24 protein-coding genes are annotated in these 20,576 nt (G+C 31.3%); 15 read left to right on the plus strand and 9 right to left on the minus strand.

Annotation, left to right across the window (positions count from 1 at the left end):
• The 4 genes from queA to hemW all read right to left on the minus strand — a co-directional run bounded on the left by queA (position 1) and on the right by hemW (position 3,304).
• Positions 1 to 1,026, minus strand: a complete 1,026-nt coding sequence (queA, locus tag CCO88_RS06300; protein WP_002782020.1) for a tRNA preQ1(34) S-adenosylmethionine ribosyltransferase-isomerase QueA — start codon at positions 1,024 to 1,026, stop codon at positions 1 to 3.
• The gene (gene tatC, locus CCO88_RS06305) at positions 1,023 to 1,769 is read right to left on the minus strand and encodes a twin-arginine translocase subunit TatC (protein ID WP_002839780.1); all 747 of its coding nucleotides are present in this window, start codon (positions 1,767 to 1,769) and stop codon (positions 1,023 to 1,025) included. Before tatC ends, queA begins: the two co-directional genes overlap by 4 nt.
• Complete coding sequence (gene tatB / locus CCO88_RS06310) at positions 1,770 to 2,174, minus strand: Sec-independent protein translocase protein TatB (RefSeq protein ID WP_002782021.1); 405 nt, start codon at positions 2,172 to 2,174, stop codon at positions 1,770 to 1,772. It abuts the gene before it with no gap.
• Positions 2,175 to 2,236: 62 nt separating this feature from the next.
• Positions 2,237 to 3,304: a radical SAM family heme chaperone HemW gene (gene hemW, locus CCO88_RS06315; protein WP_002786109.1), complete on the minus strand. Its 1,068-nt coding sequence runs from the start codon at positions 3,302 to 3,304 to the stop codon at positions 2,237 to 2,239.
• 94 nt (positions 3,305 to 3,398) lie between these two features.
• Between hemW and CCO88_RS06320 the strand changes: the two genes are divergently transcribed.
• The 10 genes from CCO88_RS06320 to cmoA are packed head-to-tail and all read left to right on the plus strand — an operon-like array spanning position 3,399 to position 12,543.
• Complete coding sequence (locus tag CCO88_RS06320; protein ID WP_002789857.1) at positions 3,399 to 3,869, plus strand: RNA pyrophosphohydrolase; 471 nt, start codon at positions 3,399 to 3,401, stop codon at positions 3,867 to 3,869.
• Positions 3,869 to 5,071 carry an aspartate kinase gene (locus CCO88_RS06325; RefSeq protein WP_002777587.1) on the plus strand — a complete coding sequence of 401 codons (1,203 nt, stop codon included), beginning with the start codon at positions 3,869 to 3,871 and terminating at the stop codon, positions 5,069 to 5,071. Before CCO88_RS06320 ends, CCO88_RS06325 begins: the two co-directional genes overlap by 1 nt.
• Positions 5,072 to 5,605, plus strand: a complete 534-nt coding sequence (locus CCO88_RS06330) for a HobA family DNA replication regulator (protein ID WP_002777585.1) — start codon at positions 5,072 to 5,074, stop codon at positions 5,603 to 5,605.
• A complete protein-coding gene (locus CCO88_RS06335) occupies positions 5,605 to 6,216 on the plus strand; it encodes a DNA polymerase III subunit delta' (RefSeq protein ID WP_002786112.1) in 612 nt (203 codons plus the stop codon). Before CCO88_RS06330 ends, CCO88_RS06335 begins: the two co-directional genes overlap by 1 nt.
• On the plus strand, positions 6,213 to 7,355 hold the full coding sequence (gene folP / locus CCO88_RS06340) for a dihydropteroate synthase (RefSeq protein WP_002786114.1): 1,143 nt from the start codon (positions 6,213 to 6,215) through the stop codon (positions 7,353 to 7,355). Before CCO88_RS06335 ends, folP begins: the two co-directional genes overlap by 4 nt.
• On the plus strand, positions 7,356 to 9,299 hold the full coding sequence (ligA, locus tag CCO88_RS06345; protein WP_002807137.1) for an NAD-dependent DNA ligase LigA: 1,944 nt from the start codon (positions 7,356 to 7,358) through the stop codon (positions 9,297 to 9,299).
• Entirely contained in the window at positions 9,280 to 10,284 is a 1,005-nt protein-coding gene (locus tag CCO88_RS06350) for a hypothetical protein (protein WP_002780159.1), read from the plus strand. The genes ligA and CCO88_RS06350 overlap by 20 nt, the downstream gene beginning before the upstream one ends.
• On the plus strand, positions 10,281 to 11,030 hold the full coding sequence (gene tlyA / locus CCO88_RS06355) for a 23S rRNA (cytidine-2'-O)-methyltransferase TlyA (RefSeq protein ID WP_002777566.1): 750 nt from the start codon (positions 10,281 to 10,283) through the stop codon (positions 11,028 to 11,030). The genes CCO88_RS06350 and tlyA overlap by 4 nt, the downstream gene beginning before the upstream one ends.
• Positions 10,999 to 11,835, plus strand: a complete 837-nt coding sequence (locus tag CCO88_RS06360) for a bifunctional riboflavin kinase/FAD synthetase (protein ID WP_002819016.1) — start codon at positions 10,999 to 11,001, stop codon at positions 11,833 to 11,835. Before tlyA ends, CCO88_RS06360 begins: the two co-directional genes overlap by 32 nt.
• A 3-nt stretch (positions 11,836 to 11,838) precedes the next feature.
• Positions 11,839 to 12,543 (plus strand): carboxy-S-adenosyl-L-methionine synthase CmoA, encoded by a 705-nt coding sequence (gene cmoA, locus CCO88_RS06365; protein ID WP_002780163.1) that lies wholly within the window; start codon positions 11,839 to 11,841, stop codon positions 12,541 to 12,543.
• Positions 12,544 to 12,546: 3 nt separating this feature from the next.
• On the opposite strand, the gene CCO88_RS06370 is transcribed toward cmoA, so the two are convergent.
• The 4 genes from CCO88_RS06370 to nth all read right to left on the minus strand — a co-directional run bounded on the left by CCO88_RS06370 (position 12,547) and on the right by nth (position 14,759).
• Positions 12,547 to 12,765, minus strand: coding sequence for an EexN family lipoprotein (locus CCO88_RS06370; protein WP_002780165.1), 219 nt, complete (start codon positions 12,763 to 12,765; stop codon positions 12,547 to 12,549).
• A gap of 78 nt (positions 12,766 to 12,843) precedes the next feature.
• Positions 12,844 to 13,476, minus strand: a complete 633-nt coding sequence (locus CCO88_RS06375) for a trimeric intracellular cation channel family protein (protein ID WP_002780167.1) — start codon at positions 13,474 to 13,476, stop codon at positions 12,844 to 12,846.
• Positions 13,477 to 13,485: 9 nt separating this feature from the next.
• Positions 13,486 to 14,136: a DNA/RNA non-specific endonuclease gene (locus tag CCO88_RS06380; protein ID WP_002780169.1), complete on the minus strand. Its 651-nt coding sequence runs from the start codon at positions 14,134 to 14,136 to the stop codon at positions 13,486 to 13,488.
• On the minus strand, positions 14,133 to 14,759 hold the full coding sequence (gene nth, locus CCO88_RS06385; RefSeq protein WP_002777553.1) for an endonuclease III: 627 nt from the start codon (positions 14,757 to 14,759) through the stop codon (positions 14,133 to 14,135). The genes CCO88_RS06380 and nth overlap by 4 nt, the downstream gene beginning before the upstream one ends.
• Before the next feature lie 82 nt (positions 14,760 to 14,841).
• Between nth and CCO88_RS06390 the strand changes: the two genes are divergently transcribed.
• From CCO88_RS06390 to CCO88_RS06410, 5 genes are all read left to right on the plus strand, one after another.
• Complete coding sequence (locus CCO88_RS06390) at positions 14,842 to 15,663, plus strand: peptidylprolyl isomerase (protein WP_002777551.1); 822 nt, start codon at positions 14,842 to 14,844, stop codon at positions 15,661 to 15,663.
• Positions 15,663 to 16,727, plus strand: coding sequence for a class II fructose-bisphosphate aldolase (gene fbaA / locus CCO88_RS06395; protein WP_002793415.1), 1,065 nt, complete (start codon positions 15,663 to 15,665; stop codon positions 16,725 to 16,727). The genes CCO88_RS06390 and fbaA overlap by 1 nt, the downstream gene beginning before the upstream one ends.
• 98 nt (positions 16,728 to 16,825) lie before the next feature.
• Entirely contained in the window at positions 16,826 to 18,280 is a 1,455-nt protein-coding gene (locus tag CCO88_RS06400) for a MotA/TolQ/ExbB proton channel family protein (protein WP_002780172.1), read from the plus strand.
• On the plus strand, positions 18,277 to 19,227 hold the full coding sequence (locus tag CCO88_RS06405; protein WP_002780174.1) for an OmpA family protein: 951 nt from the start codon (positions 18,277 to 18,279) through the stop codon (positions 19,225 to 19,227). The genes CCO88_RS06400 and CCO88_RS06405 overlap by 4 nt, the downstream gene beginning before the upstream one ends.
• Before the next feature lie 9 nt (positions 19,228 to 19,236).
• Entirely contained in the window at positions 19,237 to 20,106 is an 870-nt protein-coding gene (locus CCO88_RS06410) for a 1-aminocyclopropane-1-carboxylate deaminase/D-cysteine desulfhydrase (protein ID WP_002780176.1), read from the plus strand.
• 1 nt (position 20,107) lies between these two features.
• On the opposite strand, the gene CCO88_RS06415 is transcribed toward CCO88_RS06410, so the two are convergent.
• Positions 20,108 to 20,563, minus strand: a complete 456-nt coding sequence (locus CCO88_RS06415) for a low molecular weight protein-tyrosine-phosphatase (RefSeq protein ID WP_002777540.1) — start codon at positions 20,561 to 20,563, stop codon at positions 20,108 to 20,110.
• Positions 20,564 to 20,576: the final 13 nt, after the last annotated feature.

Consider the following 20,576-nt stretch of genomic DNA (forward strand, 5'->3'; position numbering starts at 1 on the left):
TTATAAAATAAGCATAGCATCGCCATAAGAGTAAAAACGATATTTTTCTTTTATGGCAATATCATAAAGCTTAAGACAATTTTGCCTGCCTATAAATGCTGAAACCAACATAATCAGAGTTGATTTTGGTAGATGAAAATTAGTTAAAAGATAGTCCTGTCTTAAGGGCGGGTTGTGAGGATGCAAAAAAAGATCGCAAAAGCCTTGGTTTTGTTTGGTTCTTGCGTAGTATTCTATAGTCCTTGTTACTGTAGTGCCTACGCCTAAAATCTTTTTTTGGGAATCAATCACTTCACATGCCTTTTTAGGAATATCAAAAAATTCACTATGTATTTTGTGATTTTCTAAATTTTCACATTCTACACTTTTAAAAGTTCCTGCACCAACATGCAAAGTTAAATGATAAATTTCATGTCTTTTTTTTAAATTCTCAAGCATATTTTCACTAAAATGTAAGCTAGCTGTAGGAGCTGCTACTGCCCCTAAATTTTTAGCAAAAATACTTTGATAATCTTCTAAATCACTTTTTTCATCACTTCTTTTGATATAGGGAGGCAAGGGCACATGTCCTATTGTATCAAGGAGTTCATAAAGCTTGAAGGTATTTAAAACTTCATCATTTTGAAAAAATTGCACCTTGCGTAAGCCATCATCTAAAAGTTCTATAACCTTGGCTTTTAAATTTTGTTCAAAAGATAAAATTTCATCTTTTTTAACACGCCCTTTAATTTGTGCTAAAAAAAGCGAATCTTGTGAATCTAAACAGGGTTGATGTAAGAAAAGTTCTATTTTTCCACCGCTTGATTTATTTCCATAAATTCTTGCTTTAATCACCTTAGTATCATTAAAAAAGAGAGCACAATCAGGTAAGAAATCTTGTAAATTTTTAAAAGTAGTATGAGAAATTTGATTATTTTTTCGCTCAAAAACTAAGAGTTTAGCATCTTCTTTAGGATGCACAGGATAAGTAGCTATAAGTTCATTGGGTAAGGTATAATCATAGCTTGAAAGAAGTAAATCTTTCATTTATCGCTTTCTTCTTTTTCTTCATCTTTTGGATCAGGATTTACTTTTTGAACGATTAAAATAGAAAGTCCATAAAGTCCGCAAAGTGGCCCAGCCATTAAAAATTGAGATAAGACATCAGGTGGAGTCATAAAGGCTGAAAATACAAAGATAGCTAAAACAGCTATGCGAAAATGGCGTTTTAAGAAACTATCATCAATAAGTCCAATTTTAGCAAAGAAAAATGCTATAACAGGCATTTCAAAAGCCAAGCCAAAAGCAACAACTACTTTTGTAAAAAAGTCCACATAAGTTCCTATGGTGATTACAGGATTAAAATCTTCACTTAAACCAAAATTGATTAAAAATTTAAAAGCCAAAGGCACTACAATAAAATAGCAAAAGCAGGCCCCTAAAGCAAACATAATGCTTGCAAAGCTTACAAAAGGCACTACAAGACGCTTTTCATTATCATAAAGACCTGGAGCTACAAATTTCCAAAACTGCCAAAAAATAACAGGTAAAGAAAAGATAAAAGCAGCAAAAAAGCTTACCTTCATAGCTGTAAATAAAGCCTCTTGAACTTCGATAACATTGACATGTTTAGCTACTTCGGGTAAAGCTTGAATAAGAGGTGCTTTTAATACATCTAAGATATAGCTACGAAAAGCAAAACATACTATAAACATTACAATCACACAAGCAACGCTAATAAAAAGACGCTTTCTAAGTTCTATTAAATGGGGTCTTAATTCTTCAAACATTTATTTTTCTACTTTTTCTTGATTTTCAAATGGATTGAGTTTGGGTTTTTGATTTTCATTTGGATTTTGTTCGTTTGGGCTAGGGGTGGAATTTTCTCTGCTATCAAAAGTCAAATCCACTTTAGTTTTATCCAAAATATCTCTTTTTAAATCATCAAATTCTTCAAAACTAAGTTTTTTACGGATGTTTTCATTTGCACTTGAAAATTCATCTTTGTATTTTTTAGCTTCTTCCTTTAAATCATTGATACGAACTTCTTTTTCTATGCTTGATTTTGCATCATCGATATTGCGTTTTAAAGCCTTTAAAATTTTTGCTATTTGCACTATGGCTTCAGGAAGTTTATCAGGCCCTAAAACTAAAATTGCTACTATTAAAATTACAATAATTTCACCAAAACTCATAAATAATACTCTTAAAAATTTGAAATTTTATAAAAGGAACATTTTACTTAAAAAAGTTGAATTTAAGATGAGAGATATAAGGCAAGCTCATCGCTAATTAAAAAATTAAGATTATAATAACGCCCTTTTTCAAATTTGAGCTTTTTTTCTCTTACAAGCAAATTAGCCTTTTCTTTTTGAATTTTACTTAATTTGCATTCTTTAATACCCACTATACTTCTTAGTCCTAAAAATAAATGTTCTAAATTCAAATCTTCTTGATTTAGTTTTTCAACATCTCTAAATATAGGGTTTTGAAGATAGGATTTTAAATTTTTAGCCGTATAAAAACGCTCATTTTTATAGCAACTTACCGCACTCAAACCACAACCTAGATAATCCAAACCCTTCCAGTAGGCTAAATTATGTTTGCAAATTTGGGCATTATTTTTAGCAAAATTGCTGATTTCGTATTGTAAAAATCCAAGATTTTGAAGTTCTTGGATGAAAAATTTCATTAAATAGGGTGCGTTTTTTTTAAAATGTTCCTTTTTTGCAAAAGCACTCAGTGGTTCTATGGTAAGATTATAAGCACTTAGATGAGTGATTAAATTTTTAATTTGTTTTAATTGTTCAAGTTCAAATTCAAGCATTTTTTTATCGTCTAATTTTGTATCATAAATCAAGTCTAAATTAATCTTTTTAAATCCCAATTTGTTCACATTTTCTAATGCTTTAAAAATCATTTTTTGATCGTGAATTCTTCCTAAAAATTCCAGCTTTTTAGGATGAAAGCTTTGCGCTCCAAAAGAGATACGATTAAGCCCTAAATTTTTCATTGTTTTAAGCCATTCTATATCGGCTGAATTGGGATTGGCCTCGCTTGAAAATTCTATATTTTTACTTAAAAAAGGTTCTAAAAGTGTTAAGATCATTTCAAAATTTTTTGCACTAACAGCACTTGGGGTGCCTCCTCCTATAAAGAGGGTTTTAATGCTGTTTTTTTTGATATTTAATTTTTGCAAGTGAAAAGAAATATCTTCATATAAAGCCTCAAAATACCTATTTTCATAATCATGTTTTTTTAGACTCGTAAAAGCACAATAATGGCATTTGCTTTCGCAAAAAGGGATATGAATATATAAATGCATAAAAACCTTAAAATTTATAATGTTATTTTCTTATTTTAATGAAATTTTGATTTCATTTAGGTTAAAATTATAAGCTTAAAATTGAAGGAAAAAAGTGGAAAAAGAAAAAAAATATAGACCCAATGTCGCTGCTATTGTTTTATCAAGCGCTTATCCTTTTGAGTGTAAGCTTTTTATAGCTAAAAGAAGCGATATGGATAATATTTGGCAGTTTCCACAAGGTGGTATCGATGAGGGAGAAGACCCTAAAAGTGCTGTATTAAGAGAGCTTAAAGAAGAGATTGGCACAGACGAAGTGGAAATCATAGCTGAGCACCCTAAATGGTTGAGTTATGACTTTCCAGAAAAGGTTGCTAAAAAAATGTATCCTTATGATGGACAAAGCCAAAAATATTTTTTAGTACGATTAAAACATGGCGCTAAAATTAATATTAATACAAAACATCCTGAATTTGATGCTTATCAATTTGTCGGAGTAAAACAAGTGTTTGAAATCATAAATCATTTCAAAAGAAATATTTATGTTAAAGTTATTAAATATTTTGAAGAGAAAGGTTATATTTAATGCTTATAGTTCAAAAATATGGCGGAACAAGTGTCGGCACTTTAGAACGCATTGATGCAGTAGCAGAGCGTGTCATAAAAAGTGCAAAAGAGGGACATCAACTTGTGGTTGTAGTTTCAGCGATGAGCGGAGTTACAAATACTTTAATAGAGCAAGCAGAATATTTTAGCAAAAATCCTAATGGCAAAGATATGGATATGCTTTTAAGTAGTGGTGAGCGCGTAACGAGTGCTTTATTGTCTATTGCACTAAATGAAAGGGGATATCCTTCTCTTGCTTTTTCAGGAAGAAAGGCAGGAATTATTACAGATAGCGTTTCTACAAAGGCTAGAATTTCTTATATCGACACTCAAGCAATCACCAAGGCTTTAAATGAAGGAAAGATAGTTGTTGTAGCAGGCTTTCAAGGAGTTGATAAAGAGGGTGATGTTACAACTTTAGGGCGTGGCGGAAGTGATTTGAGTGCGGTTGCTGTTGCAGGAGCTCTTAAGGCGGATTTATGTGAAATTTATACCGATGTGGATGGAGTTTATACTACAGATCCAAGGATTGAACCAAAGGCAAAAAAACTTGATAAAATTTCTTATGAAGAAATGCTTGAACTTGCTAGTTTGGGGGCTAAGGTTTTACAAAATCGCTCGGTTGAACTTGCAAAAAAATTAAATGTAAAATTAGTTACTAGAAGTAGTTTTAATGATAATGAGGGTACAATGATAACAAAAGAAGATGGAATGGAACAAGCTTTAGTTAGCGGTATTGCTTTAGATAGAAATCAAGCAAGAGTAACTTTAAGAAATATAGAAGATAAACCAGGGATTGCAGCTGAAATTTTTTCTGTTTTAGCGGATGAAAATATCAATGTAGATATGATCATACAAAATGTTGGGGTAGATGGAGCTACAAATTTAGGATTTACCGTGCCTCAAAACGAGCTTGATTTGGCAAAAAATGCTATGCAGAAAATTTTAGGTTCTAAGACAACTATAGAAAGTGATAGTGCTGTGGTTAAGGTTTCTATAGTGGGCGTGGGTATGAAATCACATTCGGGTGTAGCAAGTAAAGCCTTTAAAGCTTTGGCGGATGAGGGTATTAATATAGGTATGATTTCTACAAGCGAGATTAAAATTTCAATGATTGTACATGAAAAATATGGCGAGCTTGCGGTAAGAGCCTTGCATGAGTGCTATGGACTTGATAAATAAATGAGCGATTTTTTAAGTTTTACACTTGAAAATATCCGCAATGGCGGAACATTTATGGCTTGGATGGAGTCCCGTCGTTTAGAATGGGCTCCTTTAATGGCCGCAAGATTAAGATACCTTTTAGAGGGGCGAACCTTTGTTTTAATGTGTGATGAACAAAGGGCTTGGTATGAAGAATACTTTTTAGCAAATATAAATTCCAAAACTACTCGCCCCATGCTTCCTTTTGTGTCTTTAAAATCTTTATGTAAAAAAAAGATACAAAATATCGAAGATATAGCCTTGCTTAATGATTTACTTGATATTTCGTTTCCTAATGGCTTTATTTATTTTTATATAGGAAGTGCAAGCGATAAGAAATCATTAATCGCTAAATCACGCGACGATAGTCTTTTATGGCTTTTTGATGAGCAATTGCAAGATAGTTTTTATTTGAATTCCAAAGATAAAGATTTGGATGTCAAGCTTATCACTCTTTATAAACTTTTTGATACGAGTTTGGATGCGATTTTATTTTCCAAAGTGAGTCTTTAGTGTTTGTAAGTAAAATTATCATCACTGATGATTTTGACGGTATTAGAGCTGAACTTTTAAAACAATTTCATCCTAATTCTTTGCGTTTTATACCTAAAGAAGTTGCAAGTGAGTTTTTAATCGATGATGCTAAGGCAGTTGAAAAGGAAAGTTATATCGCAGAAACAAGTGAAAAAATCATTGTTTTAATGGCGAATTCTTTTAGGATAGAAGCTCAAAATTTTTTACTCAAGCTTCTTGAAGAGCCACCAAAAAATATCAAATTTCTCATCGTAGTTCCTTCTAAAAATTTACTTTTGCCCACTATAAAATCGCGTCTTATTTGTGAAAAACGCAACAAAATAAAGGCTAAAAATACTTTAAATTTAGAACTTAATAAAATGGATTTAAAGACTTTGTTTGAGTTTTTACAAGAAAATGAAAATTTAGATAAAGTAGAATTAATGGAAAAAATCGCACTGATTGCAGAAGAAAGTGTTAAATTTAAAGATTTTAATGCCGATGAGCTTGAATTTTTTTATGAAAGCTATGAGCTTGCAAAATTAAATTCCAAAAGCTCTTTGATACTAGCTACGCTTTTATTAAATTATTATACAAAGAATGAAAAATGAAATTTTTTAAAATCAATCCAAACACTGATTTTAACTTACTTTGCTCTTTTATAAATCCTCATAAAATGGGGCAAAAAATTATGAGTGAAAAAACTCAAATTCATTTTATTTTGATTAAAGATATAACTACTCCTGCGGCAAATATTTTAAAACAAGATGCCTTAAGAGTGGGAGCTGAGCTTATAACACACAAGGAAGTTATTACAGCTAAAATTACACATTCTAATACACTTTTAATGGCCACAAAAGAACAAATTCAAAAACTTATAAACAAAGAAAAACTTCAAGATTTTGGGCTTAAAAATTTAGCTAGGTTTTTAGAAAATGGTTTTTCAAAACCAAAGCAAGCAGAGCTTATGGCGGTTATAAATGTCAATGAAGATAGTTTTAATGCTGATTCTAGGGTGAGTTATAAAGATTTTGAAGAAAGATTAAATGAAATTTTGGCCTTAAATCCCGAGTATATTGATATAGGAGCGGTAAGCTCTAGGCCAAAAAGCGTGTATTGTGGCAAGGAAGAAGAGTTTAGAAGACTTAAAAATGTGTTGGATTTAATTTATGATAAAAATTATTATGAAAAAACCATTTTTAGTTTGGATAGTTTTGATGAATATTGCTTAGAATACGCTTTAAACAAAGGCTTTAAATTTATCAATGATATCAGTAGCTTAAGAAATCTGAATTTAGCTAAACTTGCAAGCAAATACAATGCAAAATACTGCCTTATGCATATGCAAAATGATCCTTTAACCATGCAAGATGATCCAAGATATGATGATTTGCTTGATGAAATGAGTAGTTTTTTTAAAGAAAAACTTGAAATTTTAGATACTTTAGGAGTGAAAGAAAGCATTTTAGATGTGGGAATTGGCTTTGGCAAAAGTGCAGAACACAATATGATTTTAATCAAGCATTTAGAACATTTTTTGCAATTTAAAAAGCCCTTGCTTGTAGGAGCAAGTCGCAAAAGTGTGATCAATGCGTATTATGAAAGTGAAGTTAAAGATCGCTTAGCGGGGACTTTGTATTTGCATTTAAAGGCTTTTGAAAATGGCGCGAGCATTATAAGGGTGCATGATTTATACGAACATAAACAGCTTTTTGCAATGGCAAATGCGATGCAAAGCATAGGAGTTTAAATGACAAAAAAAGAGTATTTAGAAAAAGTTGCCTTGGCTGCTTCTTGGATGAGGGCATATTATGAAAAGGATGAGCCTTTAGCAAGTGATGCAGAATACGATGCTTTGATTAGAGAATTAAGAGCTTTTGAAGAGCAAAATGAAAATGAAATTTCTCCTGATTCTCCTACGCAAAAAATAGCCCCTACTATACAAAGTGAATTTAAAAAACTTTCTCATCTAAGTCGTATGTGGTCGATGGAAGATGTTTTTGATGAGAGTGAGCTTAGAGTGTGGGCAAAGCGTGCAAGATGCGAAGAGAATTTTTTTATAGAGCCTAAATTTGATGGAGCAAGTTTAAATTTACTTTACGATCAGGGTAAATTAATAAGCGGTGCGACAAGAGGAGATGGGGAAATAGGTGAGGACATCACGCTTAATGTGCTTGAAATCGACAATATCCCAAAAACTATAAATTATAAAGAAAAGATAGAAATTCGCGGCGAAGTGGTAATTTTAAAAGATGATTTTGAAAAAATCAACGAAAAAAGAGCCCGTTTAAACCAAAGCTTGTTTGCAAATCCACGCAATGCTGCAAGTGGGAGTTTAAGACAACTTGATACAAGCATCACAAGAGAAAGGAATTTGAAATTCTATCCTTGGGGAGTGGGGCAAAACTCACTTGAATTTAGTAAACACAGCGAGATTATGAGTTTTATAAGAGAGCTTGGCTTTTTAAAAGATGATTTTGTAAAGCTTTGTGCAAATTTAGATGAGGTTTTAAAAGCTTATAACGAGCTTTTAAGCCTAAGAGATCAAAAGCCTATGATGATGGATGGAATGGTAGTAAGAGTAGATGATCTTGCGCTTTGCAAAGAGCTAGGTCATACTGTGAAATTTCCAAAATTTATGGCAGCTTTTAAATTTCCAGCCTTGGAAAAAACCACGCGTTTAATAGGGGTAAATTTGCAGGTTGGAAGAAGCGGGGTTATCACTCCTGTGGCGGTTTTAGAGCCTGTAAATTTAGATGGGGTTATCGTAAAATCTGCCACACTTCATAATTTTGATGAAATTGCAAGACTTGATGCAAAGATCAATGATTTTGTAAGCGTGATAAGAAGTGGTGATGTGATACCAAAAATCACTAAAGTTTTTAAAGAGCGTAGGGATGGCTTAGAGCTTGATATAGCTAGACCTCGGTTTTGCCCTACTTGCAAAAGCGAACTTTTGGATGAGGGAACTTTGATCAAATGTCAAAATATTGATTGTGAGGATAGACTTGTAAATTCTATCATTCATTTTGTTTCTAAAAAATGTTTAAATATCGACGGGCTTGGAGAAAATATAGTCGAGCTTTTGTTTAAAGAGAAAAAAATAAACACACTTGAGAGTATTTTTCATCTTAAATTTAGTGATTTTGAAGGCTTGGAAGGTTTTAAAGAAAAAAAGATCAATAATATTTTAAATGCCATTGAGCAAGCAAGGGATTGTGAGCTTTTTCGTTTTATTACCGCCTTGGGGATCGAGCATATTGGAGAAGTGGCTGCTAAAAAGCTAGCTTTAAGTTTTGGTAAAGAATGGCATAAACAAAGTTTGGAAGCTTATGCAAATTTAGAAGGTTTTGGTGAGCAAATGGCTCTTTCTTTGTGTGAGTTTTCTCGTGTAAATAGTGCAAGAATTGATGAGTTTTATAAGCTTTTAAATTTAAAAGAGCAAAAGGTGCAAATTCAAGAAGATAGTGTTATTTTTGGCAAGACTTTCGTGATCACAGGCGCGCTTTCACGCCCTAGAGATGAGTTTAAAAATCTAATAGAAAGTCTTGGAGGTAAGGTTAGTGGATCGGTTTCTAAAAAGACTGATTATGTGCTTTTTGGTCAAGAAGCAGGTTCTAAACTCGACAAGGCTCAAGAGCTGGGTGTAAAATGTATTGATGAGAATGAATTCAATGAGCTTATTGAAAAATAATATTCAGCTATTTGTTTTATTGAGTATTTTTGCATTTTTATTTTTTTGGCAAAAATTTGCTTGGGTTTCGCTTTTTTTAATCCCTATTTTTTTAGCATTTTTTTTGGAATTTTTTTATTTTTTAAGGCTTAGAAAAAATATCATAAAAGAAGCAACGATGATTAAAGATAGTTTGATTTATCGTGTGAGTGCGGGAGATTTTTATATCTATAGCTTGAGTTTTTTTATGGCCTTGTTTGCACTTGCTTCTTTGTTTTTAAATTTGATCAGTTTTGAAAAACAAGATGGATTTTTTTTGTTTGTACTCTTGCCTTTATTTTTATTTTTTTTCAAGCAAAAACTTCAGTTGCAGTTTTTAGATAATGCTTATAATGATTTTAGAATAATCATTTTATCAAGCTTGATTTTAGCTTTGTTATATGCGATTTTTAATGGGGTGGTAAATCCTATACAAAGTTTTAATCTTGAAGATTTTAATCAAAGTATTATTCATTATAAAAACTCAAAGTTTTTTGTTTTTGATTTAATTTCTCAAATTTTAACACTTATAAATGCTTTAAAAGAGTATTTTTTATATTCTTTGGGGCTTTTTTGGTTTAGGGTTTTAAATTTTATTTTTGATTTTATTAATTTTTTTATTTTTTGCTCCTTTGTGGCCTATCTTTATAATTTTGCTTTTAAGGCAAAAAAGAAAACTTATGTTTTTGTCTTTTCATTTTTTATAACTCTAGCTTCATTTTTTATCATAGAGGATAAAAACCAAAATCCAAAAGCTTATCAAAAAGAGCTTGTTTTGATGATGAATAATCTTTCTTTTTTAAAAGAGCAAAATTTAAGTATGCTTCAAAATGATAAAGATAGACTAGTTAAAAATTTAAAACAAGTGCAAGAACTTTTGGATAAAAATGCCTTTGAGATAGGAATTTGGTGGTTTTCCAAAGAGAAAGAAGAATTGCAAAAAGCCTTAAATGAAAGTCTTCAATGAGATATGATATTTTTGTAGCAAAGCGTTTAAATCTTAGCAGAAATAAAGCTTTGGAATTGATAGAAAATGAAGAAATTTTACTTAATTCCAAGCCTTATAAAGCTTCTTTTGATGTGCAAAATTTGCTTAAAAATAAGATAGCAGATCAAGAAGAGCTTTTAAATTCTAAAGAATTAAATTTAGAGCTTTTAGGCGAGCTTTATGTTTCTCGCGCGGCTTTTAAGCTCAAATATTTTTTAGAAAATCATAATATCAATATAGCAAATAAAACCTGCCTTGATATAGGTTCAAGTACGGGTGGTTTTGTGCAAATTTTATTAGAACACAAGGCTTTAAAAGTAAGTGCTTTAGATGTGGGTGATAATCAACTCCATCCTAGTTTACGCGATGATAAAAGGATTGAAATTATTGAAAATACAGATTTAAGAACTTTTAAAAGCGAGCAAAAATTTGATTTCATCACTTGTGATGTTAGTTTTATTTCTTTAGCTTATTTGCTCTCGTATATCGATAATTTAGCTTTAAAGGATATAGTTTTGCTTTTTAAGCCTCAATTTGAAGTTGGCAAGCAAGCAAAAAGAGATAAAAAGGGTGTTTTAAAAGATGAAAAAGCCGTGTTTAAAGCTATGAGAGAATTTGAAAATGCTTGCGCGCGTTTAGGTTGGATCTTGCAATGTTGTGAAGAGTCTAAAATCAAAGGAAAAGAGGGTAATATTGAATATTTTTACTACTACACTAAAAAATAATATTAAAACTTTAGCCATAGGATGTTTTGATGGAGTTCATTTAGGACATAGAAAACTTATAGAATGTTTAGATGATTCTGGAGCCCTTGTGATTATCGATAAATTTAAGGGTAAAAAACTTTGTACCAATCAAGACAAAGCATTCCTAGCTCAAAAAGAGATTATAGAGCTTGATTTTGAAAACATCAAAGCTTTAGATGGTAAGGATTTTTTACAAGCTTTAAAAGAAGAATTTGTAAATTTGGAGCGTATAGTTGTAGGTTTTGATTTTTCTTTTGGAAAAAATAGAAGTTATAAGGCAAAAGATATAGAAGCCCTTAGTGGGATTAAAACAACGATCATAGATGAATTTAAGCTAGATGGAGTAGGTGTTCATGCAAGCTTGATTAAAGAGTATTTGACGCAAGGTGATATCAAAAAGGCAAATTCTTTTTTGGGGCGAAATTATGCAATCAAAGGCAAGCTCATAAAGGGTCAAGGGCTTGGCTCAAAAGAGCTTTTTGCAACTTTAAATTTAGAATGCGAGGAATATTTTTTACCTAAAAATGGCGTTTATGCTAGCATCGTGAGTTTTCATGATAAGCGCTATAAGAGTGTAAGTTTTGTGGGTGTGCGCTCTAGTGATATGCAATTTGCCATAGAAAGTCATATTATAGAAAAATTTGATGAAAGCTTAGCTATAGGAGAAGTTTTGGAGCTTGAATTTGTAGAATTTCTAAGAGAAAATCAAAAATTTAACGACCTTGCCCAACTTAAAGAACAAATTTCAAAAGATATAAATCAAGCTAAAGAGTGTTTAGGATAAAAAATGAAAGATGAACTTTTTAAAGAAAAGCTAACCAAACAATTTGAATTTGATAAGAGTGTCGCAAGTGTTTTTGATGATATGATTAATCGCTCTGTGCCTTTTTATAGGGAAAATTTAGAACTTTGTGCAAATTTGATAAAAAAATTGACTAAAGAGGGAGCAAAGGTTTGTGATTTGGGTTGTTCTAGTGCGAATTTTTTAATTTTTTTAGCCAGCTTAAGAAAAGATCTTAAGCTTTTTGGTGCGGATAATGCACCTTCTATGCTTGAAATCGCCAAATCAAAAGCACAAGCTTATGGCTTAAATATAGAATTTTTTGAAGCGAATTTGTGTGATTTTGTTTTTTTTCAAAGTGATGTATTTGTAGCTAATTATACTTTGCAATTCATCCGTCCGCCTAAAAGACAAGAACTTGTTAATGAAATTTATAAGAATTTAAACAAAGGTGGTATTTTTATCATGAGTGAAAAAATTCTTTATGAAGATGCTTTTTTGTCTAAAAATATGATAGAACTTTATGCAGATTATAAAGAAAGACAAGGTTATTCTAAAATCGAAATTGCAGCCAAAAGGGAGGCTTTGGAAAATGTTCTTATCCCTTATAGTGAAAAAGAAAATTTAGATATGCTTAAGAATGCAGGATTTGAAAAAATAGAAAGTGTTTTTAAGTGGGTTAATTTTGAAACCTTTATAGCCTTTAAATAAAAATTATCTTGTTTGTGTATCATGGCCTTCATCCCAATCTTCTTTTGGGATAGCAACGCTATGAGCATTTACACAATCTTGACTGATGATAGATTTCAAACGACATTCATCACTTCTTTTTTTGGCTTCTTCGGGATGAGCTTTGTAGTATTCTACACTTTTGGTTTGTTCACAAGCTGTAAAAAATAAACAAATAAGGGTAAGTAGTATTGCTTTATTCATAGTATTTTCCTTAAAAAGCATAATTAAACTTTTATCACGCTTCTTTTTATCTTAGCAAATTTTTATAAATACAATTCATTATTTTTCCTCATTATAAGAAAAAATGGGTAAGGACCATTGGTATTTGATCGCTAAAAGCCTAGCTGTAACTCCTACAAATAGCGTTACAAGCGTGCAAATTAAAGCATGCAGTTGAAGATAAACCATTAAAGTATAATAAATCGCCCCTGCTATGATTGCGATTCCTGCATAAATTTCTTTTTGGAAAACTAAAGGAATTCTCATGCATAAAATATCTCTTAAAATTCCACCAAAAACACCTGTAATCACTGCTGCAGAGATTGCGATGATAAAGCCATGGTTTTGTTCTATTGCAATTTGTGCGCCAAGTATGCTAAAGACTACAAGTCCTATGGCATCAAGCGTTAAAAATAAACTTTCTAATCTGCTAACAATGCGTGGAATTTTAGTGGCAACAAGAGCACAAAGGCAAATTAAAACAATATATTCAGGATGTTTAACCCAAGTAAGTGGATAATGACCTAAAAGCACATCGCGTATGCTTCCACCTCCTATGGCAGTTACTAAGGCTATGAAAATTACTCCAAAAAGATCCATTTTATGTCTGCCTGCAGCCAAGGCACCTGTCATACCCTCTGCTGAAATTCCTATAATGTAAAGTATGGTTATGGTTAAAGCACTGATTTCCATTCATAGCCTTTAGAATTTATTGCAAGAAATTTTATAATCATTGATTTCTTCGCTCTGGATATTGTTATTGGGTACTTCATAACATTCTTCAAACCGAGAAGTTTTGATAATCTTAACATAAGAACTCGGTATAGCAATGCCATTTTTAATAAATTTAGGATTTTTACCATAAAGTATTAGATTTAGCACTTCAACGCTTTGGAATTTAAAAGCAAGACTTCTTTCTCTTTGTTCGATTTCATTCCAAACCGTTGCATTAACTTGTGCATTTTGTGGAGTGATATTACTCATCAAAAAAACCGATGTTTGTGCTGCTTTACTAAAGCGAAAAGAAGCATTTGAGGCTATATGTCCTCGGGTATAACCACTATTTTTATAATCACTCCAAGTACTGCGGTATTTTTTAGGGATATTTGTGTCATCTTCAAAGCGAGCTCGTTTTTTGATCTGTTTTTCTTTTAGATTGGACGCTTCGACTTTATAGGCTACGGCTTTAGTGCCTTTGAGTTTATAATCATAACAATTGGTATAAAAAAATTTATCCAAAACAACAGAGCAATTTAAAGGATTAAAATAAGGCGCAAAATCTTTATCGGGCTTATAAGCTTCTAAAGCAAAAACATGAAGTGTAAATGCTAATAAAAAGATGATAAGTTTCATTCAAGTTCCTTGTCTTTACTTTTGCAAAGATGGTTTAAAAAACATTCTTTACATAGAGGTTTTTTAGCCTTGCAGGTATAGCGTCCAAAAAGCACCATGGCTTGATGAAGATAGTTAAGATTGTCTTTAAATATGCGTGTTAAATCCTCTTCAGTCGCTTCAGGAGTCTTAGCCTTGCTAAGTCCTAAGCGATGAGAAACACGAAAAACATGAGTATCTACTGCCATGCAGTTTGCACCACACCATTCGATCAAAACCACATGGGCTGTTTTTTGTCCTACTCCTGCTAAGGATTTTAATTTTTCTTCATCCAGTGGAATTTCGGCGTTGAAATTTTCACGGACTGATTGAGCCATTTTGATGAGATTTTGGGCTTTGTTATTATAAAAAGAACAACTTTGTATATAGGTTTTAAGGCTTGATAAATTTGCATTTGCAAGACTTGTGATATCAGGATAAGCTTTAAAAAGCTCAGGGGTGATAAGATTAACCCTTTTATCGGTGCATTGTGCAGAAAGCATCACACAGACTAAAAGTTCATAGAGATTTGAAAACTTTAATTCTGTAGTAGGCTTATCAAAATGTTTTAAAAAAAGTTCTTTGATTTCTGAATTTCTTTTCATTTTTTTATTTTAATTAATTAGCTTTAAACCAAGTTGAGATATAATTGATTTTAATCTATTTTATTAAAAAAGGAAGTCTAAAATGAGAAAAGTTTCTTTAATTGCCGCAGCTTTAATTGCAGGTGTAACTTTAAATTTAAATGCAGCTACTATAGCTACTGTAAATGGTAAAAATATAAGCGATACTGAAGTGAGTGAATTTTTTGCACCGATGCTTAGAGGAGAGGATTTTAAAAGCTTGCCTGATCATCAAAAAAAGGCTCTTTTGCAACAATACATCATGCAAGATTTGATACTACAAGATGCTAAAAAACAAAATTTAGAAAAAGATCCTCTTTATAAAAAAGAATTAGAACGCGCAAAAGATAGCATACTTGTTAATGTTTATCAAGAAAAAATTCTTAATTCTATTAAAGTTGATTCTTCTAAAGTTAAAGCATTTTACGAACAAAATAAAGAAAAATATATCAAACCTGCTGCAGTTCAAGCTAAGCACATTTTAGTATCTAGCGAACAAGAAGCTAAAGATATCATTAAAGAACTCAAAGGTTTAAAAGGTAAAGCTTTAGATGATAAATTCAGCCAGCTTGCTCAAGAAAAATCAATCGATCCAGGTTCAAAAAATCAAGGTGGAGAATTAGGTTGGTTTGATCAATCAACAATGGTAAAACCATTCACTGACGCAGCATTTGCACTTAAAAATGGCACCATTACAACCACTCCTGTAAAAACAAATTTTGGCTATCATGTAATCTTAAAAGAAAATTCTCGTGCAAAAGAACAAATCAAATTTGATGATGTTAAAAAAGGCATTGAAAATGGTTTGAAATTTGAAGAATTTAAAAAAGTGATCAATCAAAAAGGTCAAGATTTGTTAAACAATGCTAAAGTGGAATACAAATAATGGGCTTGTTAGACATCGTAAAAGCAGGGGTTGTTAGCGGAGATGAGCTTAATAAAGTTTATGAATACGCTAAAGCACAGGGTTTTGCTATCCCTGCCGTTAATGTAGTGGGAACTGATTCGATCAATGCTGTTTTAGAAGCTGCTAAAAAAGTAAATTCTCCTGTTATCATCCAATTTTCTAATGGAGGAGCGAAATTTTATGCAGGAAAAAATTGTCCACAAGGTGATGTATTAGGAGCGATTAGCGGGGCTAAGCATGTGCATTTGCTTGCTAAGGCTTATGGTATCCCAGTGATTTTACATACAGATCACGCTGCTAGAAAGCTTTTACCTTGGATAGATGGACTTATAGAAGCAAATGCTGAGTACAAAAAAACTCACGGACAGGCTTTATTTAGCTCTCATATGCTTGACCTTAGCGAAGAGGATTTAGAAGATAATCTAAGCACTTGCGAAACATATCTTAAAAAACTTGATTCTTTGGGAATTTCACTCGAACTTGAACTTGGTTGCACTGGGGGAGAAGAAGATGGAGTGGATAATACAGGTATTGATAATTCTAAGCTTTATACCCAGCCTGAAGATGTAGCACTTGCATATGAAAGACTTGGGAAAATCAGCGATAAATTTTCAATAGCAGCCAGCTTTGGAAATGTACATGGAGTTTATAAACCAGGAAATGTAAGTTTACAACCTGAAATTCTTAAAAATTCACAAAAATTTGTAAAAGAAAAATTTGGCCTAGAAGCTGATAAGCCGATCAATTTTGTTTTCCATGGTGGAAGTGGAAGCGAATTAAAAGATATCAAAGATGCGGTGAGTTATGGTGTAGTAAAAATGAATATCGATACAGATACTCAATGGGCATTTTGGGACGGAGTTCGCGAATATGAAGCAAAAAACCGTGAATATTTGCAAGGCCAAATTGGCAATCCAGAAGGTGAAGATAAGCCTAATAAAAAATACTACGATCCGCGTGTTTGGCTAAGAAGCGGTGAGGAAAGTATGATAAAGCGTTTAGAACTTGCTTTTGAAGATTTAAATTGTATAGGAAGAAATTAAGCCTTTGGCTTAAATCTTCCAAATTTTATTTTAAAGATTTTTTAAATTGCTTGATAACAATCTTTAAAATAGAATTTAGCTAATGGGGTATTAGTGTTATGGATATAAGATCGGATGAAATTTCAGAACTCATTCTGCCAGAAAGTAAAGAGAAAAAAGGATATTTGGTTTATTTAAAAATTATTTTTATACCCGCTTTACTTTATGTTTTTATTTTATTGGGTTATTATGATATTATAAATTTTAAAGTCGAATTGCACACTGTTGTTATGATAGGCTTTATTTTTTTCACAGCCCTTGTGTTTGCAAGGCATAGTTCTGAATACGCATACAGCATTTTTGAACAACAAAAAGATGAATTTAAACAAGCCTTAAAAAGACATATTATGAAGCATTTTCTTACTATAGGTAAGGATACAAAATCTAATGCAAATTTTGATGATTTTGCTTATGCTTATGTTAGGGGTGCAAGGAATGAAAACTTTGCTAGTATTGGTGCAGCTATTTTTCCTATGATGGGAATTTTAGGAACTTTTATCAGTATAGCCTTGTCTATGCCTAATTTTAGCTCTAGCGATACAGCAGCCTTAGAGCAAGAGATCGCTCTTTTGCTAAGTGGTGTAGGAACTGCTTTTTATGTTTCAATTTATGGTATTTTTCTAGCTCTTTGGTGGATGTTTTTTGAAAAATTTGGAAAGAGTAAGATCGAGCGTTTGTTAAATCGTCAAAAAAATTCTACAAGTGGATTTTTTTGGACAAAAGAAGAGCTTGATCAAAGATATTTGAGTGAAAGCTTGCAACATTTTGAAAAAATCAGTGCCATTTTTAAACAAGTAAGCAATCAAGATTTTTTTGCAGAGCTTGATCATACTATAGATAGAAAATTTGGAATTTTTCAAGATATGCTCAATGTAGAAGAAAAAGCTATAAGATTGAGTGGGGAGCATATTAAGCAAACTATGGGTGAGTTAAGTAGAGCACAAAGAGATCAAAGAGATCTTGGAAAAATGTATGGCGAAATGCTAAATGGTATAGGAATGCTTAATCAAAATTTAAAAGAAATCAATATGCGAATGTCTGAACAATATAACCGCCTTCTTGATATCAGTAGTGAAAAAATTCAGCATTTTGATAAAACCTTGCTTGCTTTTGATGAAAAAGTAGATCGTTTTGGTAAAAATTTTGAATTATATGAAAAAGCCATTTTAGAAAGTCAAGAAAAAGTTTTTGAAGGTTTTAAAGCAAGTCTTTTTGAGGGTATGCATAAATTTAAAGAAGTTTATGAAGAAGAAAAAAGTATCGATGCGAAAATCAAAATGATGGATAAATTAAAGCAAGAAATTAAGAATTTAAATGAAGAAACAAATGAAGTGATGGCTAAAATAGGTAAAATTCCTAATCCTGCTCAAGAAGAGCAAGATAATATAGAAAATGAAATTCTTTCAAGCGAAAAGATAACTGAAAATACAGAGCAAACCAAAGAAAATCAAAATGATAGCGACACTTTAGATTCTAATAAAAATTTTAATAAAGAAGAAAAAGAAGATAAATGAAAAATGAGCAAGAAGAAGGTAATTTTTGGATAGCCTATGCTGACTTGATGGCAGGGCTACTTTTTGTTTTTATCCTGTTAATAGGTGTTATTGTGGTTAAATACGTTTTAACTCAAAGCGATCTAAGAGAAATTAAAGATAATCTTAACAAACAAGAAGCACGCTTAGAAGAAAGTAAGGAAGAGCTTAGAAATAAAGAAGCTATTGTTTTTAAATTAAGCTCTGATTTAAATAATGCTTCAAGTGCTTTAAATCTTATAAATTCTCAAAAAGCAGAACTTGAAGCAAATATCACTAATTATGAGCAATTAAGCAAAGAGCTTAATTCATCTATAGATAATAAAGATAAGCAAATTTTGATTTTGCTAGGTCAGCTAGAAAAGAAAGATGAAGAAATTAGAAATTTGCAAGAAAGCTTTGATAAAGCAAAAGAAAAGGTTCAAAATTTAAGTTTGATTCGCGAGAATCTAAGTAAAGAGCTACAAGCTAAACTCGATAGCAATATCACCATAGATCAAAAAACAGGTTCTATTTCTTTACCTTCTGAGGTATTGTTTGATAAGGATTCTTATACGCTTAAAAATGAAGCTAAGGCGAGTTTGAGAAAAATTTTAAGTGAGTATTTTAATGCTATTATCAATGATCCAAAGATTTTGTCTAATATTGAAAATATTATCATTGAAGGGCATACGGATAGTGATGGATCTTATATTTATAATCTTGATTTATCCCAAAAGCGTGCTTATGAAGTGATGAATTTTATCTATACTTTTTATAAGGATATAAGATTGCAAAAACTTTTGATGGCAAGTGGCAGATCGTTTTCTGATCCTGTTTTTGTAAATGGAGTAGAGGATAAAGATAAAAGCCGCCGCATAGAGATTAAATTCAGTATTAAAAATGATAATGCTTTAAAAGATGTTGAAAAGTTTTTTGAGTTTCACTAAGAATTTTAAATGCTAATTTCTCCTATAGAAAAAATTCAATTTCAAGGATTTGAATTTTATATCAAGCGTGATGATTTGCTAGGAGAGATCAATGGAAATAAAGCTAGAAAACTTGCTTTTTACCTTTCTCAAAATTATAATCAGAGCCAACGCTTTATAAGTTATGGTGGCATTCAAAGTAATGCTTTAGTAGCACTTAGCATATTTGCAAGTAAAAGAAATTTAACTCTTATTTATGCTTGCGAAAAGATTCCTACTTATCTAAGAAATAATCCTTGCGGTAATTATAAATTAGCCTTGGAAAATAATGTTTATTTTATTGAAAATCATAGCGATAAAGACTTAAAAACATTTGCACTTTCTTTGTGTGAAAAAGATGATGTTTTTATAGAGCAAGGAGTTGCTAATTTAAATGCCGAATCAGGTTATATTCAACTAGCCAAGGAAATAGAAAGTCAAAGTAAAAATTTAGGTTTAGATTTTGATATTTTTCTACCCTCTGGCACAGGAACTTCGGCTGCATTTTTAGCTAAAAATTCCAAATTTAAAGTTTTTACTTGTGCTTGTGTTGGAGATGAGTGCTACCTTAAAACTCAAATTTTAAATCTTATTAAAAATTATGATTTTTCGAATTTAGAAATTCTAAAAAGTGATAAAAAATATCATTTTGCTAAACTTTATCTAGAATTTTATCAGCTTTATAAAGATTTAAAACAAGAATGTCAAATAGAATTTGACTTGCTTTATGACATGCTAGGATTGAGCATAGCCTTAAAAAGAGAATGGAAAAATCCCTTGCTTTATATCCACCAAGGAGGAATTTCTGGAAATTCCTCTATGTTAGAAAGATATATATTTAAATATTGTAAAGATAAATGATTTATTTTTGTAGATGGCTTAAAAGATTTTTACACGCTAAAGAAATGATTTGATAGGTTTCATCAAAATTCCCACTATACCATGGATCAGGGACTTCATCATATCCTAAATGAGAAGCAAAATCAGTGATTTTTAAAAGTTTATTTTGAGTATTTTTATAATTTTTTTGAACATTCTTAAAATTAGAATTATCCATGGTGATTAAAAAATCACTTTCATCACAAAGTGCTTGAGTGAGTTTTTTGCTTGTAAAATTTTGATATTTTATATTTAAGCTTTTAAGTTTATTTTGAGTGCCATAGTGCATATTTTCTCCATCGTGTTCTCCTGAGGTTCCAGCACTGGTTATAAAAAATTCTTTTTCTAAATTTGCTTTTTTAACAAGATCTTTCATAACAAATTCAGCCATGGGGGAACGACAAATATTTCCAAGACATACAAAAACTATCTTTTTCATTTTCATCCTTGAA

The sequence above is a fragment of the Campylobacter coli LMG 9860 genome, from assembly GCF_000254135.1.
Taxonomy (GTDB): domain Bacteria; phylum Campylobacterota; class Campylobacteria; order Campylobacterales; family Campylobacteraceae; genus Campylobacter_D; species Campylobacter_D coli.